Below are 16,083 nucleotides of genomic sequence, written 5' to 3'. Positions count from 1 at the left end.
TGGCAATATTTCTGCTGCTTCCTGGGCCGGTCGTAAACCGGCCTTAATTCAAGACACATATTGTCAGGCATTATTGGCAAATATTGAAACAGTTATCAGGAATGGAGTGGGCTTGATGGCGAAAGCAGCAAGGATGGGGGGCACAAGGACTGGTGTGGTGCGTACCCTGTTTGCAACGCTGGCCATGAGCGCGACCGCGCTTGGCGAGCCGGTATTTGCGCAGGAAACGGCGAAGGTCTCGCCGCAAATGCCGGCGCAGATTGCCCCGCAAGCCCCGGCACGTCGCGGGCCCGCATCGGTGGCCGACATCGCCGAGGGGCTGCTTGATTCGGTGGTGAATATTTCCACCACCCAGACGGTTGAAGACGACACGATCAATGATTCGGACAGTCCGGTGCCGACGCCAAAGGTGCCGGAAGGCTCGCCCTTTCAGGATCTGTTCAAGGATTTTTTCAACAATAAGGGTGGTGGCGACAATGGCAGCCAGAAGGTGCAGTCCCTGGGGTCCGGTTTTGTCATCGATGCCGAAAAGGGGCTGATTGCCACCAATAATCACGTCATTGCCGATGCGGACGAGATTATGGTCAACTTCAATGATGGCGCCAAGCTGAAGGCGGAGCTGGTTGGCAAGGATACCAAGACGGATCTGGCGCTGCTGCGGGTTGATCCGAAAAAGCACAAGCTCAAGGCTGTTGCGTTCGGCAATTCCGATCAGGTGCGCATTGGCGACTGGGTACTGGCCATTGGCAATCCGTTCGGGCTTGGCGGCACGGTGACGGCGGGCATTGTCTCCGCACGCAAGCGCGACATCAATTCCGGCCCTTATGACAATTTCATCCAGACGGATGCCGCCATCAACCGCGGCAATTCCGGTGGCCCGCTGTTTGACATGGATGGCAAGGTGATCGGCATCAATACGGCGATCATTTCGCCTTCCGGTGGTTCGATCGGCATCGGTTTTGCCATTCCGGCGGAAATGGCGGTCAATGTACTTGATCAGCTGAAGGAATTTGGTGTGGTCCGCCGCGGCTGGCTTGGCGTGCGCATCCAGCCGGTGACGGAGGATGTTGCCCAGACCTTTGGTCTCAAGGAGGCGAAGGGCGCGCTGGTTGCCGGGCTGATTGAGGGTTCAGGCGTCGATAACAAGGCGATCGAACCGGGTGATGTTGTCATCCGTTTTGACGGGCATGAGGTGGCCAGCGCCCGCGACCTGCCGCGGCTTGTGGCTGAAAGCCCGGTTGGATCGGAAGCGGAACTGGTCGTTATCCGCAATGGCGAAGAAAAGACGCTGAAGGTCAAACTCGGCCTGCTTGCCGAGGATGAAACGGCAGCCAACAGCGATGCCGATGCAGAGGAAGGCGATGCAGTGATCGAGGATGAGAAGCCCGATCAGGCAAGGCCGGACAAGCCGGGCAAGGAACAGCCGGGCAAGGCTGGAACCAGAATTCTCGGCATGTCGCTTGCAGCCCTGAGCGATGATCTGCGCAGCGAATATGGCATTGCCGATGATGTGACGGGCGTTGTGGTTGTGCATGTCGCGTCGGGCTCGGCTGCAGGCGAAAAACGCATCGAAACAGGTGATGTGATTGTCGATGTCGGCTCGGTTGCGGTGAAGACGCCGGAAGATGTCAGGAAGCGCATCGAAGCCTTGCGTCGCGAGGGGCGCAAGAATGCGCTGGTCATGCTAGCCTCCCGTTCAGGGGAATTGCGCTTCGTGACAATCCGTATTGACTGATCGGCCATGCTGACCGGAAAGTCGTGAGAACAATTGAAAACGGCCGCGCATTTGCGCGGCCGTTTTTTGCAATTTGAATCAGATAGCAGGAAATGCTGACAATGCGATTCAGGCGTCGTTGCGCAGATTTCAGAGCACGAAATCCGATTTGCGATAGCCCTGAAGATAGAGAAGGGCGGTCAGGTCGCCGTGGTCGATCCTGACCTTGGCCTGTGCGGCGACGGCCGGCTTGGCGTGGAGAGCGACGCCGGTTCCTGCCAGTTGCAGCATGCCGAGATCATTGGCGCCATCGCCAACCGCAATGGCATCAGCCGGGGTGAGGCCAAGCCGTTTTGCAATCTCGACCAGCTTTTCAAACTTGGCCTCGCGGCCCAGGATCGGTTCGGCAACCGTGCCGGTCAGATGGGTGCCGTCATCGATCAGAATATTGGCGCGGTCCTCATTGAAGCCGATCATCTCGGCAATGCGCCGCGTGAAGGCGGTAAAGCCGCCTGAGACCAGAGCAGTATGGAATCCATGCCTGCGCATGGTGCGTACAAGTTCCGGTCCGCCGGGCGTAAGTGTGATGCGGGTTGCGATCACCTTGTCGATGACATCGAGGGGCAGCCCCTTGAGCAGGGCGACACGTTCGCGCAGCGCAGGCTCGAATGCGATCTCGCCATTCATGGCGCGCGCGGTGATGGCAGCGACATGTTCGCGCAGACCGGCTTCTTCGGCCAGCTCATCGATACATTCCTGTGCGATCATGGTGGAATCCATGTCGGCGATCAGTATCTTCTTGCGTCTTTTGTCCTGTTCCTGCACGACGACATCCACTGGTTCGCCGTCAATGGCTGTGCGCAGGTTTGCTTCGGCTTCGGCGGCATCCATGCCGGTCGGGAGCGGAATATCACAGGCAATATTATCGGCCAGCCAGTAAAGTCCGGTTGCATTCACGGCCTCTGACGCTTTAATCCCCAGGGATGGAACGAGCGCGGCGCTGGCCGGATTGGCGATCAATGTAGCGACGAGTGAGGCTGGTGCAGACATGAGGAAGCTTTTCCTGCAATGAGTAAGGATGCGGTCAAGAATGCTATCCTGATAGCCGGGCCAACGGCGAGCGGCAAGTCGGCTCTTGCCATTCATGCGGCACGATCGACAGGTGGTTTCATCGTCAATACGGATTCGATGCAGGTTTATGATGTGCTCAATCTGCTGACCGCGCGTCCGGGCAAGGCTGATCTGGCCTCTGCCGAGCATCATCTTTATGGTCATGTGCCACCATCTGCCTCCTATTCTACCGGAAAATGGTTTGCCGATGTGGCTGCTCTTCTGACGCGATTCGACCTGCAGGGGCGTGTGCCAATCTTTGTCGGTGGCACGGGGCTTTATTTCCGTGCATTGCTGGGAGGTCTGTCGCATATGCCGGAGGTGCCGGAGGAAGTGCGCGACTGTTGGCGCAAGCGCGGTCAGGAAGAGGGGACGGAAGCGCTTTATGCCGAGCTTGTCAGGCGTGATGCGCATATGGCTGCCACGCTGCGCCCGACCGACACACAGCGCATCACGCGGGCGCTGGAAGTGATCGAAGGCACTGGCCGGTCACTGCTTGAATGGCAGCAAGCGCGCGGGCAGGCGCTGGTTGATGACATAAGCGCGCGCAAGATCGTGCTGATGCCTGATCGCGCATGGCTGCGTGAGCGCATTGCCTGTCGCTTTGCCCAGATGTGGGAACAGGGCGCGCTGGATGAGGTGCGAGCACTGNCTGGATGAGGTGCGAGCACTGCTTGCCCTGGAGCTTGATCGTTCACTGCCTGCGATGAAAGCCATTGGCGTGCGCGAGATCGAAGCTTTTCTGAAGGGCGGGATGACACGCGAGGAGGCAATCGAGCGTTCGGTGATTGCCACAGGCCAATATGCCAAGCGCCAGTCGACATGGTTCCGCAATCAGCTTGACGCAAGTTGGCTGTCTTTTTCCTCAGGTGAAGCGGCCTGCGCGGCATTTTCGTTTGCTTAAACGAAATAATATTATCGGCTGCGTCATTTCGGCATCAGAAAATGTCGATTGTCGTATAATTTTGCGTTGACGCGGCCTTTTTGCATGATTAGTGTCCGCCGCATGAAAACGAACACGAAGATCATTCTTGTGGTACGACCGCGCATGGGCAGGGTGGTATAGCCACCCGGCGAAAGCTCCCATGCGCGAAAGACAGGCTCCCTCGGGGGCCTTTTTTATTATCCAGAATGGTCCAGGGATTTGAGACGAGACGGGAAGACAGCAATGACAGCAGGAAAACAGGAAGCGGACAAAACCGCTGCTGCTTCGCAGGAGGCGGGCAATCCACGCGAAATGACCGGCGCGGAAATGGTTATCCAGGCTCTGATCGATCAGGGCGTGACAGATATTTTCGGCTATCCGGGTGGTGCCGTTCTGCCGATTTATGACGAACTGTTCCAGCAGGACAAGATCCGGCACATTCTGGTTCGTCATGAACAGGGTGCAGGCCATGCAGCCGAAGGTTATGCACGCTCGACCGGCAAGGTTGGCGTCATGCTGGTGACGTCTGGTCCGGGGGCGACCAATGCGGTTACGCCCCTGCAGGATGCGCTGATGGATTCCATTCCGCTGGTCTGCATTTCCGGCCAGGTTCCAACCACGCTGATTGGTTCCGATGCCTTCCAGGAATGTGATACGGTTGGCATTACGCGCCCCTGCACCAAGTACAACTGGCTGGTCAAGGATGTGAACGAGCTGTCACACATTCTGCATGAGGCCTTCCATATTGCCTCGACCGGTCGTCCCGGTCCGGTTGTCGTCGATATCCCAAAGGACATCCAGTTCGCCAAGGGCATCTATACGCCGCCGGAAAAGACCCCGCGCACCAGCTATCGCCCGGTGGTCAATGGCGATGCTGTGGCTATCAGCGAGGCGGTCAGGCTGCTTGCCAATGCCAAGCGCCCGGTCATCTATACAGGCGGCGGTGTCATCAATTCCGGCCCTGCGGCAACCCGTCTGCTGCGCGAGCTGGTTGAGCTTGGCAATTTCCCGATCACCTCGACCCTGATGGGCCTTGGCGCCTATCCGGCATCGGGCAGGAACTGGCTTGGCATGCTCGGCATGCACGGCACCTATGAAGCCAATATGACCATGCATGATTGCGATGTCATGCTGTGCATTGGCGCGCGTTTTGATGACCGCATCACCGGCCGTCTTGATGCCTTCTCGCCTCACTCCAAGAAGATCCACATCGACATTGATCCATCCTCGATCAACAAGAATGTTCGTGTCGATGTGCCGATCGTTGGCGATGTCGCCAAGGTTCTGGAAGATCTGGTACGCCAGTTCCGCGCTTCGGAAAGGAAGCCGTCCAAACAGGACATGGCCGATTGGTGGGCGCAGATCGACCGCTGGCGTGCGCGCAAGTCGCTGGCCTATACGCCAAACAAGGACGTCATCATGCCGCAATATGCGATTGAACGTCTTTGCGCCCTGACCCGGGGGCGCGACACCTATATCACCACCGAGGTTGGCCAGCATCAGATGTGGGCGGCGCAGTTCTTCGGCTTTGACCAGCCAAACCGCTGGATGACCTCTGGCGGCCTGGGCACCATGGGCTATGGCCTGCCGGCAGCTCTTGGCGTGCAGATTGCCCATCCGGATGCGCTGGTCATCGACATTGCCGGTGATGCATCGGTTCAGATGTGCATTCAGGAAATGTCGTCTGCCATCCAGCATGATGCGCCGATCAAGGTCTTCATCCTGAACAACCAGTATATGGGCATGGTACGCCAGTGGCAGCAATTGCTGCATGGCAACCGCCTGTCGCATTCCTATACGGAAGCCATGCCGGATTTTGTCAAGCTGGCCGAGGCCTATGGCGCACACGGCATTCGTTGTGAAAAGCCGGGCGATCTCGACGACGCCATTCAGGAAATGATTGACGTCAGGAAGCCGGTCATTTTCGATTGCCACGTGGCCAATCTCACCAACTGCTTCCCGATGATCCCGTCCGGCAAGGCGCATAATGAAATGCTTCTGCCTGATGAGGCGACGGATGAGGCTGTTGCCACTGCCATCGATGCCAAGGGCCGTTCGCTCGTTTGATCCGGAGGAATTGTCATGAACGCTCAGAATCTTGCTTCCGGCTCGGCCTATTTCATCGCCGCCGAAACGCAGCAACCAGAAAGCCACACGCTTGCCGTGCTGGTGGATAATGAACCGGGCGTGCTTGCCCGCGTGATCGGCCTGTTTTCCGGTCGCGGCTATAATATCGAAAGCCTGACGGTGTCGGAAACCGAACAGGAACAGCATCTGTCGCGCATCACCATTGTCACGCGCGGCACGCAGCATGTGCTGGAACAGATCCGCCATCAGCTGGAGCGCATTGTTCCGGTGCATCGTGTGGTTGATCTTTCCGAGCGCGCAGTCGAACTTGGCCATGACCGCCCGATCGAACGTGAACTGGCGCTGGTCAAGGTGGCAGGCCATGGCGAAGCGCGGGCGGAAATGCTGCGCCTGGCCGATGCCTTCAAGGCCAAGGTGGTGGACGCGACGGTCGATCATTTCATCTTTGAACTGACTGGAAAGTCGTCCAAGATCGACCAGTTCATCGCCATCATGCGTCCGCTTGGTCTGGTGGAAATCTGCCGCACGGGCCTTGCCGCGATGAATCGCGGGCCTGATGGCCTGTAATCAGGCCTTATGGCTGATCGATCAAAACCGGCGCATCAGTTGCCTGCGCCGGTTTTTCTTTGTCGCGCCATCGCCGACAGGCCCGTCTGCGGCAAAGAGTGCGGAAAATCATGCCTTGAAATGCGCTGGATGGAGCATTTCGTATTGTCCCATGCGTCATGAAAGGCGCTATGTCGGCCGTCATGTCATTTGAAATCTTCCTTGCGCTGTTCGTCTTTGCCTTTGTCACCTCGATCACGCCGGGGCCAAACAATCTGATGCTGCTTGCCTCTGGCGTGAATTTCGGCTTCCGCCGCACCATTCCGCATATGTTAGGCATTGGGGCAGGGTTCTTTTCGCTGCTGATGGCGGTCGGCTTCGGGCTCGGTGCCTTGATGGCGGCCATGCCGTCGATCTATGTGGCGCTGAAATTTACCGGTGGCATCTATATGCTTCATCTCGCCTGGAAGATTGCAACGGCGCGCTCAATCGGGGATGCAAGATCGTCTTCCCGGCCTCTGAGCTTCCTGCAGGCTGCGCTGTTTCAATGGGTCAACCCCAAGGCATGGGTCATGGCGGTGACGGGGCTTGCAACCTATGCCACGCATGAAGACCACAATCTGGCCGTGGTTCTGGTCAGTACCGTTTTCGCGCTGGTCAATCTGCCCTGTGTCTCAAGCTGGGCTGGCTTTGGTACATTGCTGCGCAAGTGGCTTGCCGATCCGCTGCGGCTTGCATGGTTCAACCGGGTGATGGGCGTGCTTCTGGTGACAAGCTTGTGGCCGATGCTGAAGTGATGGGCCAGCCTTGTCGATTTGATCACGGTTTGATCTTGTTTTTCTTCTTCGAATCCTGTCAGACAGTTTCATGCAATTTTCTCCGGAACAGGATCAGGCACTCAAGGCGGTCGGGCAGTGGCTGAAGGAAGGCCGCCGTCCGATATTCAGGCTGTTCGGTTATGCCGGAACTGGCAAGACAACGCTTGCGCGCCATTTTGCCGAACATGTCGATGGTGATGTGCAGTTTGCCGCCTTCACCGGCAAGGCGGCACAGGTGCTGCGCTCCAAGGGGGCGACCAATGCCCGCACGCTGCATTCGCTGATCTATCGCCCACGCGGCGAGGAGGAAATCGAGGACGAAACAACCGGCAAGACCTCGATTGCTCCCACCTTTTCGCTCAATCGCCAAAGCCCGGTTGCCAAGGCGGCGCTTGTCATCGTGGACGAATGTTCGATGGTGGATGAGGCGCTGGGGCGCGATCTGATGAGTTTCGGCACGCCCATTCTGGTGCTTGGTGATCCGGGGCAGTTGCCGCCGATTTCCGGCGGCGGCTTTTTCACCGAACATGAGCCGGATTTTCTTTTGACCGAAATTCACCGTCAGGCGCGGGACAATCCGATCATCCGGATGGCGCTCGATGTGCGCGAGGGACGCGAACTTGCATATGGTGATTTTGGCGCGGCCAAGGTGATCAGCAAGTCGCAAGTCAATCAGGACATGGTGCTGTCGGCCGATCAGGTGCTGGTTGGCACCAACCGCACCAGACGGCGCTATAACCAGCGGCTCAGGGAGCTCAAGGGCTTTACGGCGGATTATCCGCAGGCGGGCGACAAGCTGGTCTGTCTGCGCAACGATCCGGCCAAGGGGCTGCTCAATGGCTCTCTGTGGAAGGTAATGACTGCGTCCAAGGAAACGGTAAAGCCCGGTATCAACCTGTTGGTGACGCCAGAGGATGATGATCGCGGCGTGGCCAAGATCAAGCTTCTCAAGGCGCAGTTCGAGGATCCGGAAACGGAGATCCCGTGGCAGACCAGAAAGCGCTATGACGATTTTGATTATGGCTATGCACTGACCGTACACAAGGCACAAGGCTCGCAATGGGATGAGGTCGTGCTGTTTGACGAGAGCTTTGCCTTTCGCGATACGCGCGAACGCTGGCTCTATACGGCGATCACGCGCGCGGCAGAACGTCTGACCGTGGTGAGATGATCAGTCTTGCAGTGGATGGGCATCCAGCCATTCCCATGCCTTTTCTTCTTCATCCGTGCTGAAGGCGCGCATGTCGATGGAGAGGAATGGCTTCATCAGCGCGATACTTGCCTGTATCCAGAGCGGTCCGCCGACAACGGCATAGCGGCGCACTTTGCGCAAGGAGCGTGAGCGCAATTCAAACATGCGTTCCGAGAAGGCCGATGTCCAGTCTATCCCTTCATAGCTTGTGAGGCGGATCAGAAGATCAATTTCGTCATGGGTCTCATAGGCTGCCTCAAGCAGCCCCCACAAATTGATTAGGGCATTTTCTGTCAGTCGCCCAACCACGGCAAATGCAAAAACATGATCACGGTCGGTTCTGATGCGGCGGATGACAGGTAAATCTTCATTGCGCATGCGACCCCCAGACTGAAGCGGAGCAACATCAGATTGTTACGAATGTCGAATGACGCCAAAGCCGAAAAGGGCTTCAGCAGATGCATGATCAGGCGACGATTTTGGGGATGGATAATACTCCATTCTGTGAAAACACTCACATATTTCCTTATGACTATGTATAAAGCAGCAGGTCCATTCAGGGGAGTAGCACTTCCATGCCTGCAAAATTGTCGGTCAATCTCAATGCGGTCGCCCTGCTCAGAAACCGGCGCGATCTTCCCTGGCCAAGTGTCGTCGGGCTTGGACGCGCAGCCCTTGCCGCCGGTGCTGCCGGTCTGACCGTGCATCCAAGACCGGATCAGCGGCATATACGCTTTTCGGATCTGGCTGATCTGCGGGCGCTGATCGATGACGAGTTTCCGCAAGCCGAATTCAATATCGAAGGCTTTCCCAGCGAAGATTTTCTCGCCCTGGTGGAAAAACATCAGCCGGAACAGGTGACGCTGGTTCCCGACGATCCAGCACAGGCCACATCCGACCATGGCTGGGATTTTCCGGGCAAGACGGCGTTCCTGGCGCCGATCGTGGCGCGTCTCAAGGCCTCCGGCATGCGTGTGTCGCTCTTTGCTGATCCTGATCCATTGGGCTACGAACAGGCCAAGGCGACAGGTGCCGATCGCATCGAGCTTTATACCGGGCCTTATGGTGCAACCCATGACGATCCAAAGGCGGCTGAACGCGAGCTTGCTCGTCTTTCCAGGGCGGCTGCCGTGGCGCGCGAACTGGGCCTTGGGGTCAATGCCGGCCATGATCTGACGGTCGACAACCTGCCGGCGCTGGTCAGGGCCATTCCGGACCTGCTGGAAGTCTCGATCGGGCACGGGCTGACGGCTGATGCCCTGATGTATGGCATGCCGGCGACTGTTGCGCGTTACCGGGCGGCGCTGGGACACTGACCTGCCATTTCAGCTTTGTCCGGTTTGTTGCCGGAGACAGGAAACCTGCAGGGATGAGGACGGGAAACCCGCCCGATATTGGTCATGACGACAGTCGGCGCGTGGGCTTCATGTTACTGAAACGCCAGATGTCGGGTCCTGATTGGGTGAGTGATCATGGGGCGTATCGGCAAGTCGTTGCAGTATTGCTGCTTCCCGCAAACATTGTTTTCTGCGTCCCAACAAAATTCGCGTATCAAAATGCGCGTGCAGGATGATAAGAAATACGCTCCCTGTTCCCTTGCGAGGAATAGACATATCCGTTCCGAGGTGCCTGAATGAGCGACGTTCAAAATGGCATGCCTGCAACACCCCAGACTGGCGCGGTGGATAATGGCACGAATGATGACATGCCAATTTCGGAGATGCCGCAGCACAATGAAAAAATGCGCACGCTCGTGCTTGGTGCCCTCGGTGTGGTCTATGGCGATATCGGCACCAGCCCGATCTATGCCTTCCGCGAGGCCCTGCATGCCTCGGCCATTGACGGGCATGTCTCGCGCATTGGCGTGCTGGGGGTGGTGTCGCTCATTTTCTGGGCGCTTTTGCTTGTCGTTACCATCAAATATGTGATCTTCGTCCTGCGCGCCGACAATAATGGCGAAGGGGGAATCCTGTCCCTCATGGCGCTGGCGCGTTCGGTCGTGCATCGGCGGGCAGGCTGGGTGCTGGCGGCCGGCATTCTCGGCGCGGCCCTGTTCTTTGGCGATGCCGTCATCACGCCTGCCATTTCGGTTCTGTCGGCGGTTGAAGGGTTTGAAATTGTCACGCCACATCTTGAACCTTTTGTCGTGCCGGTGACAGTGACCATTCTGGTCACGCTGTTTTCCATCCAGCGCATGGGGACGGCGCGTGTGGCGACCGTCTTCGGGCCGGTCATGGCACTGTGGTTTCTGGCGCTTGGGCTGTCCGGCCTGTGGCATATTTTCGATGATCCAAACGTGCTGGTCGCACTCAATCCCTATTATGCACTGCAGTTCATGATGCTTAGTCCCGCTGTTGCCTTCGTGACCTTCGGGGCGGTGTTTCTTGCCATGACGGGGGCGGAAGCGCTCTATGCCGATCTCGGCCATTTCGGACGCAGACCCATCGTGCTTGCATGGCTTGGGATCGTGTTTCCCTGCCTTTTGCTCAATTACTTCGGGCAGGCGGCCTATATTCTGTCGCACGGGCGCAAGGCCGAACTGCCGTTTTTCCAGATGCTGCCGGATTTTGCATTGCTGCCCATGGTCCTGCTTGCGACGGCTGCAACCATCATTGCCAGTCAGGCCGTCATTTCAGGCGCCTATTCCGTGGCGCGTCAGGCGGTGCAGCTCAATATCCTGCCGCGACTTGAGATCCAGCATACGTCCAAGAAGCTGCACGGGCAGATCTATATGCCCCGGGTCAATCTGTTTCTCGGCATTATCGTGGTCATTTTCGTGCTGGGCTTCCAGAAGTCCACCAATCTGGCTGCCGCTTATGGCATTGCCGTTACCGGCAACATGCTGGTGACGACGGCGTTGCTGTTCATCGTCATGCTGCGGATCTGGAACTGGCCAAGACTGCGCGCCATCGCCTTCATCCTGTGCATGCTGATGATCGACATCATGTTTTTCAGCGCCAATATTCTCAAGGTGCACGAGGGCGGGTGGGTGTCGATCCTGGTTGCGGCCATTCTGGTGGTGGTGATGTGGACATGGACACGTGGCTCGCGGCTGCTGTTTGCCAAGACCAGAAAGACGGAAGTGCCGCTTGATCTCATCGTTGACCAGATGCAGAAACATCCGCCCACCATTGTGCCGGGTATGGCAGTATTTCTGACAGGTGATCCGAAATGTGCGCCAACGGCGCTGATGCACAGTCTGAAACATTATAAGGTGCTGCATCAGAGCAACATCATTTTGACGGTCGTGACCGCCTCAAAACCATGGGTGCCGATTCAGGACAGGGCGCGGATCATGCAGTTCAATGAACGCTTCATGCAGGTGACGCTGACCTTCGGCTATATGCAGCAGCCCAATATCCCCCGTGCGCTGATCTATTGCCGCAAGCTTGGCCTTGATTACGATACGATGACTACCTCCTTCTTCCTGTCGCGTCGTTCACTCAAGGCTTCGCATAATTCAGGCATGCCCTTGTGGCAGGACAAGCTGTTCATCCTTTTGGCAAGTACGGCTGCCGACGCGACAGAATATTTCCAGATTCCGACCGGACGTGTGGTGGAAATCGGCACGCAGGTCAATCTGTGATCAGCAAGGCGCGCAAGGGGCTTGAAAGGCTGGGCCCGTCTTTGCCCTGCAGATTGAGATGAGGACAATCGCAGCGGGTTTTCGTCTTGTTTTGCCGCGAAGGATGCCGGTTCTGTCTTTCCGGCGGAAAGGTGACACTGGTTCTTGTGCCGGAGCCTTCATGTGGTCTGCCGCCTTCTGTCCAACAATGCATCAGGCTGTGCCCAAAATTCATTACATTGCATAAAAATCATTCTTGACGCATTTGTCCGCTGAGATTATGGATAGGAACCGTACCGTACGGTACAAGAAGGAGGATCAGCGTTGACAGACAAGAAGGATGACTTGCAGGCCAAGGTGCCGCAGGCTCTGTCGCCGCGACAGAGCAATGTTCTGGAGCAGGCTCTGCGTCTTCTTGTTGAAGGCGGAGACCGCGCCTTGACGACGGCGAGCATTGCGCGTGCTGCCAATTGCTCGAAGGAAAGCCTCTATAAATGGTTTGGTGACCGTGACGGCCTATTGACGGCGATGGTGCGCTGGCAGGCGTCGAAAGTGCGTGTCGTGCCATTGGCACGTGAAAGGCTCGATGCCGAGGCACTGTTTTCCAGCCTTGAACATTTTGCACGTGACTGGCTGCTCGTTCTGTCGAGCCAGACATCGATTGCGCTCAACCGGCTTGCGATCAGCCATGCCGCATCGGCCAAGTCTGCCCTGGGCGATATTGTGCTGTCGAATGGCCCGGTTGCCATGGCTGCCCGTCTGAAGCCGGTGCTCATAATGGGCAAGGAAGCAGGGCTTCTGTTCTTTGACGATGTCGATGAGGCGTTCCGGACATTCTTCGGGCTGGTCGTGGGCGACATGCAGATCCGTCTGCTGCTCGGCGACAGGCTGGAACAGACAGATGCCAAGGTGATCCGGGATGCCCGGCGTGCCACCAAGCAGTTTTTCGCTCTTTATGGAGCACAAGCATCGGCTGACTGACATCAGCCGTAGGATTCAAACTGAACCGAAGGGAAGAATACAATGCGCGTTTATTACGATCGGGATGCCGATCTGAACCTGATCAAGTCGAAGAATGTCGTTATCGTTGGTTATGGTAGCCAGGGCCGTGCGCATGCGCTGAACCTGAAGGACTCCGGTGCTGCCAATGTCCGCATCGCCCTTCGTGAAGGTTCCGCTACCGCCAAGAAGGCCGAAGCTGACGGCTTCCAGGTCATGACTGTTGCTGATGCAGCCAAGTGGGCCGATCTGATCATGATGGCAACCCCTGACGAACTGCAGGCCGACATCTACAAGGAAAGCATCCATGACAATCTGCGCGATGGTGCTGCAATCGCCTTCGCCCATGGCCTCAATGTTCATTTTGGCCTGATCGAGCCAAAGAAGACCGTTGACGTCATCATGATCGCACCGAAGGGTCCGGGCCACACGGTTCGCGGCGAATATCAGCGCGGCGGCGGCGTTCCTTGCCTGATCGCTGTTCATCAGGACGCTTCGGGCAATGCCCATGACCTCGCCCTGTCCTACGCTTCGGGCGTTGGCGGCGGCCGTTCGGGCATCATCGAAACCACCTTCAAGGAAGAATGCGAAACCGACCTGTTCGGTGAACAGGCAGTACTTTGTGGCGGTGTTGTCGAACTCATCCGCGCTGGTTTCGAAACCCTGGTTGAAGCTGGCTATGCGCCTGAAATGGCCTATTTCGAATGCCTGCACGAAATGAAGCTGATCGTGGACCTGATCTACGAAGGCGGCATTGCCAACATGAACTATTCGATCTCGAACACGGCTGAATGGGGCGAATATGTCACTGGCCCGCGCATCATCACTGCTGAAACCAAGGAAGAAATGAAGCGTGTTCTGAAGGACATTCAGACCGGCAAGTTCACCTCGGAATGGATGCAGGAATATCGCGCTGGTGCCGCCCGTTTCAAGGGCATCCGCCGCAACAACGATGCGCACCAGATCGAGGAAGTTGGTGCAAGGCTGCGTGCAATGATGCCGTGGATCGAAAAGAACAAGCTGGTCGACAAGGCCCGCAACTGATCATCAGACAATCATTGGGGACGGTTCGCCGTCCCCGACAGCTTTGACAGGGCGTTTTAGGAAAAGCCGTTTTACGCAGGGCGATCACAGATTTTCCGCATATCCTTATTCGATACAAGCATAGGAAAGCCTGTTCTCGTTTCGCCAATTTTGCGCTAGGCGTAGTTTCCTAAAACGCTGATGGGGGCACCTGGCGTCCGTGTGACCCTGAAGCATGAATGAGGAGAATGACGTGCAGGACTGGGACAAAAATTACGCAACCCGCTCGAAACGCATGCGTGCATCGGAAATACGCGAGCTGCTGAAGCTTCTGGAGCGCCCAGACATTATTTCGTTTGCGGGCGGTATTCCCGATCCGAAACTGTTCCCGCATGAGGCCTTTCAGGCTGCCTATAGCGATATTCTGAGCGGTCAGGAAAGCAATGCTGCCCTGCAATATTCCGTTTCGGAAGGTTACAAGCCACTGCGTACATGGCTGGTTGGTGAACTTGGCCGTTTCGGCATCAAGTGCACGGAAGATAATGTGTTCATCACCTCTGGCTCGCAGCAGGCGCTTGACTATCTGGGCAAGCTGTTCCTGTCGCCGGGTGATACGGCGCTGGTCGCAGCACCAACCTATCTTGGTGCGCTGCAGGCCTTCAATGCCTATGAGCCGAACTATGACATTCTTGCCATCAAGGGCAACCGCACGCCCGAATCCTATGCGCAGGCAGCGGAAAAGGCCGGAGGCAAGGTGAAATTCGCCTATCTTTCGGCTGATTTCAGCAATCCGACCGGCGAGACGGTTGACCGCGCCGGCCGGGAAAAACTGCTTGCCATGGCTGACGAGCTCGACATTCCGGTGATCGAGGACGCCGCTTATCAGCACCTGCGCTATAATGGCGAGGCCATTGCGCCGATCATGGCGATCGATATTGAACGCAATGGCGGCGACATTGAAAAGACCCGCACCATCTATTGCGGCTCCTTCTCCAAGACACTGGCGCCGGGCCTGCGCGTTGGCTTTGTGGTTGCAAACCAGGCTGTCATTCGCAAGCTTGTGCTGATGAAGCAGGCTGCCGATCTGCACTCCTCAACCATCAACCAGATCGCCATTCATCATGTCGCCGAACGCGGCTTCCATGAACAGGTTGAAAAGATTGCCAAGGTTTACAAGCATCGCCGCGATTGCATGCTGTCGGCCCTGGCCGCCCATATGCCGGAAGGCACGGACTGGACGAAGCCGGAAGGCGGCATGTTCATCTGGGTCACCTTGCCGGAGGGCATGGATGGTGCAGCCCTGCTTGCCGCTTCCATCGATAGTGAAAAGGTGGCCTTCGTGCCAGGCAAGGCCTTCTATGCTGATGGCTCGGGCGCCAATACGCTGCGTCTCAGCTATTCCTGCGCCAATGACGAAATGATCGAGGAAGGCATCAAGCGTCTTGGCCGTCTGATCCGCAATCATATGTAACCGTTCTTGAACGGCATTCCAGTCAGGCCGCATGCCCGTCATGCGGCCTTTCTGTTGCTTGGGCATATTGTTTTCGCGCTTCGGACGGAAAACCGGTTTTCATTTTTCCTGGAGCTGCAACTTATCCTTTTCGCAGTTCCGGGCGGAAAACCGGTTCCCACTTTTCCTGGAACTGCTCTATTGCTGGAAAGGTGAGACGCATCTCGTGCGCGGGCCGGTGAGGGGTTGGTAGGTGTTGTCCGATGCGCGATAGCTGCGATAGCGCTCCGTACACCAGCGAATATGGTTGCTGCCTGGCAATGGTGGTGGTGTGGCCGCGCGGCTGGTCGGACAGACTGCACCATAGCATTTTGGCGTGGCGGCACTGGTCGAACTGCCCGGAATGGTCGGCCCGGCTGGCCTGAGCGGCTGGATATAGGGATTGCCATTCAGCTCAACGGCATGACCGGGCAGGACAAAGCCGAACAGGCAAATGGCGGCAATGATTGCGCATAGGCCAGCGCGCGCGGTTTTTCCAGACATCTGATCTGTCCTCAAGGCGCCTGTTTCCGGGTGGGTCAGGCGCATCCATGTTTCATTACATTATCAAACATACTTCAAATTGGGCTTATAGTGGATTTACGATCATGAAA

The 16,083-nt window shown here is 57.1% G+C and carries 13 protein-coding genes and 1 pseudogene; 11 read left to right on the top strand and 3 right to left on the bottom strand.

What is annotated here, in order from left to right; all coding sequences use genetic code 11:
* Positions 1-115 precede the first annotated feature (115 nt).
* A complete protein-coding gene (locus tag ACFO1V_RS09130; protein ID WP_374829216.1) occupies positions 116-1,735 on the top strand; it encodes a Do family serine endopeptidase in 1,620 nt (539 codons plus the stop codon).
* A gap of 129 nt (positions 1,736-1,864) precedes the next feature.
* Here ACFO1V_RS09130 and serB read toward each other — a convergent pair whose 3' ends face one another.
* Positions 1,865-2,764, bottom strand: a complete 900-nt coding sequence (gene serB / locus ACFO1V_RS09125; RefSeq protein WP_374829218.1) for a phosphoserine phosphatase SerB — start codon at positions 2,762-2,764, stop codon at positions 1,865-1,867.
* An 18-nt stretch (positions 2,765-2,782) separates the two neighbouring features.
* Here serB and miaA point away from each other — a divergent pair.
* From miaA to ACFO1V_RS09100, 5 genes and pseudogenes are all read left to right on the top strand, one after another.
* Positions 2,783-3,728, top strand: a pseudogene (gene miaA, locus ACFO1V_RS09120) (tRNA (adenosine(37)-N6)-dimethylallyltransferase MiaA).
* A gap of 264 nt (positions 3,729-3,992) precedes the next feature.
* Positions 3,993-5,816, top strand: a complete 1,824-nt coding sequence (locus ACFO1V_RS09115; RefSeq protein WP_374829222.1) for an acetolactate synthase 3 large subunit — start codon at positions 3,993-3,995, stop codon at positions 5,814-5,816.
* A gap of 15 nt (positions 5,817-5,831) precedes the next feature.
* Positions 5,832-6,404 carry an acetolactate synthase small subunit gene (ilvN, locus tag ACFO1V_RS09110; RefSeq protein WP_374829224.1) on the top strand — a complete coding sequence of 191 codons (573 nt, stop codon included), beginning with the start codon at positions 5,832-5,834 and terminating at the stop codon, positions 6,402-6,404.
* 182 nt (positions 6,405-6,586) lie between these two features.
* On the top strand, positions 6,587-7,180 hold the full coding sequence (locus ACFO1V_RS09105; RefSeq protein ID WP_374829652.1) for a LysE family translocator: 594 nt from the start codon (positions 6,587-6,589) through the stop codon (positions 7,178-7,180).
* Positions 7,181-7,250: 70 nt separating this feature from the next.
* A complete protein-coding gene (locus ACFO1V_RS09100) occupies positions 7,251-8,372 on the top strand; it encodes an ATP-dependent DNA helicase (RefSeq protein WP_374829226.1) in 1,122 nt (373 codons plus the stop codon).
* On the opposite strand, the gene ACFO1V_RS09095 is transcribed toward ACFO1V_RS09100, so the two are convergent.
* Positions 8,373-8,771: a SpoIIAA family protein gene (locus ACFO1V_RS09095; protein ID WP_374829228.1), complete on the bottom strand. Its 399-nt coding sequence runs from the start codon at positions 8,769-8,771 to the stop codon at positions 8,373-8,375.
* Between the two features lie 197 nt (positions 8,772-8,968).
* On the opposite strand from ACFO1V_RS09095, the gene ACFO1V_RS09090 reads away from it, so the two are divergent.
* From ACFO1V_RS09090 to ACFO1V_RS09070, 5 genes are all read left to right on the top strand, one after another.
* A complete protein-coding gene (locus tag ACFO1V_RS09090) occupies positions 8,969-9,709 on the top strand; it encodes a pyridoxine 5'-phosphate synthase (protein WP_374829230.1) in 741 nt (246 codons plus the stop codon).
* A 389-nt stretch (positions 9,710-10,098) separates the two neighbouring features.
* Positions 10,099-11,979, top strand: coding sequence for a potassium transporter Kup (locus tag ACFO1V_RS09085; RefSeq protein ID WP_374829654.1), 1,881 nt, complete (start codon positions 10,099-10,101; stop codon positions 11,977-11,979).
* Positions 11,980-12,282: 303 nt separating this feature from the next.
* Complete coding sequence (locus ACFO1V_RS09080; RefSeq protein WP_374829232.1) at positions 12,283-12,939, top strand: TetR/AcrR family transcriptional regulator; 657 nt, start codon at positions 12,283-12,285, stop codon at positions 12,937-12,939.
* 42 nt (positions 12,940-12,981) lie between these two features.
* Positions 12,982-14,001, top strand: coding sequence for a ketol-acid reductoisomerase (gene ilvC, locus ACFO1V_RS09075; RefSeq protein ID WP_374829234.1), 1,020 nt, complete (start codon positions 12,982-12,984; stop codon positions 13,999-14,001).
* Positions 14,002-14,275: 274 nt separating this feature from the next.
* A complete protein-coding gene (locus ACFO1V_RS09070) occupies positions 14,276-15,451 on the top strand; it encodes an aminotransferase-like domain-containing protein (protein ID WP_374829656.1) in 1,176 nt (391 codons plus the stop codon).
* 177 nt (positions 15,452-15,628) lie between these two features.
* On the opposite strand, the gene ACFO1V_RS09065 is transcribed toward ACFO1V_RS09070, so the two are convergent.
* A complete protein-coding gene (locus ACFO1V_RS09065) occupies positions 15,629-15,973 on the bottom strand; it encodes a BA14K family protein (RefSeq protein WP_374829236.1) in 345 nt (114 codons plus the stop codon).
* Positions 15,974-16,083 lie beyond the last annotated feature (110 nt).

The sequence above is a fragment of the Daeguia caeni genome, from assembly GCF_042653845.1.
Classification (GTDB): Bacteria; Pseudomonadota; Alphaproteobacteria; order Rhizobiales; family Rhizobiaceae; genus Brucella; species Brucella caeni.
The sequence above is the reverse complement of the archived record's forward strand: the minus strand, read 5'-3'. Positions and strand labels throughout refer to the sequence as shown.

Bases quoted from the DNA above. Each gene is read 5' to 3' on its own strand.
- ACFO1V_RS09130 (WP_374829216.1), top strand. From the start codon at position 116: ATGGCGAAAGCAGCAAGGATGGGGGGCACAAGGACTGGTGTGGTGCGT.
- serB (WP_374829218.1), bottom strand. From the start codon at position 2,764: ATGTCTGCACCAGCCTCACTCGTCGCTACATTGATCGCCAATCCGGCC.
- ACFO1V_RS09115 (WP_374829222.1), top strand. From the start codon at position 3,993: ATGACAGCAGGAAAACAGGAAGCGGACAAAACCGCTGCTGCTTCGCAG.
- ilvN (WP_374829224.1), top strand. From the start codon at position 5,832: ATGAACGCTCAGAATCTTGCTTCCGGCTCGGCCTATTTCATCGCCGCC.
- ACFO1V_RS09105 (WP_374829652.1), top strand. From the start codon at position 6,587: ATGTCATTTGAAATCTTCCTTGCGCTGTTCGTCTTTGCCTTTGTCACC.
- ACFO1V_RS09100 (WP_374829226.1), top strand. From the start codon at position 7,251: ATGCAATTTTCTCCGGAACAGGATCAGGCACTCAAGGCGGTCGGGCAG.
- ACFO1V_RS09095 (WP_374829228.1), bottom strand. From the start codon at position 8,771: ATGCGCAATGAAGATTTACCTGTCATCCGCCGCATCAGAACCGACCGT.
- ACFO1V_RS09090 (WP_374829230.1), top strand. From the start codon at position 8,969: ATGCCTGCAAAATTGTCGGTCAATCTCAATGCGGTCGCCCTGCTCAGA.
- ACFO1V_RS09085 (WP_374829654.1), top strand. From the start codon at position 10,099: ATGCCAATTTCGGAGATGCCGCAGCACAATGAAAAAATGCGCACGCTC.
- ilvC (WP_374829234.1), top strand. From the start codon at position 12,982: ATGCGCGTTTATTACGATCGGGATGCCGATCTGAACCTGATCAAGTCG.
- ACFO1V_RS09070 (WP_374829656.1), top strand. From the start codon at position 14,276: ATGCGTGCATCGGAAATACGCGAGCTGCTGAAGCTTCTGGAGCGCCCA.
- ACFO1V_RS09065 (WP_374829236.1), bottom strand. From the start codon at position 15,973: ATGTCTGGAAAAACCGCGCGCGCTGGCCTATGCGCAATCATTGCCGCC.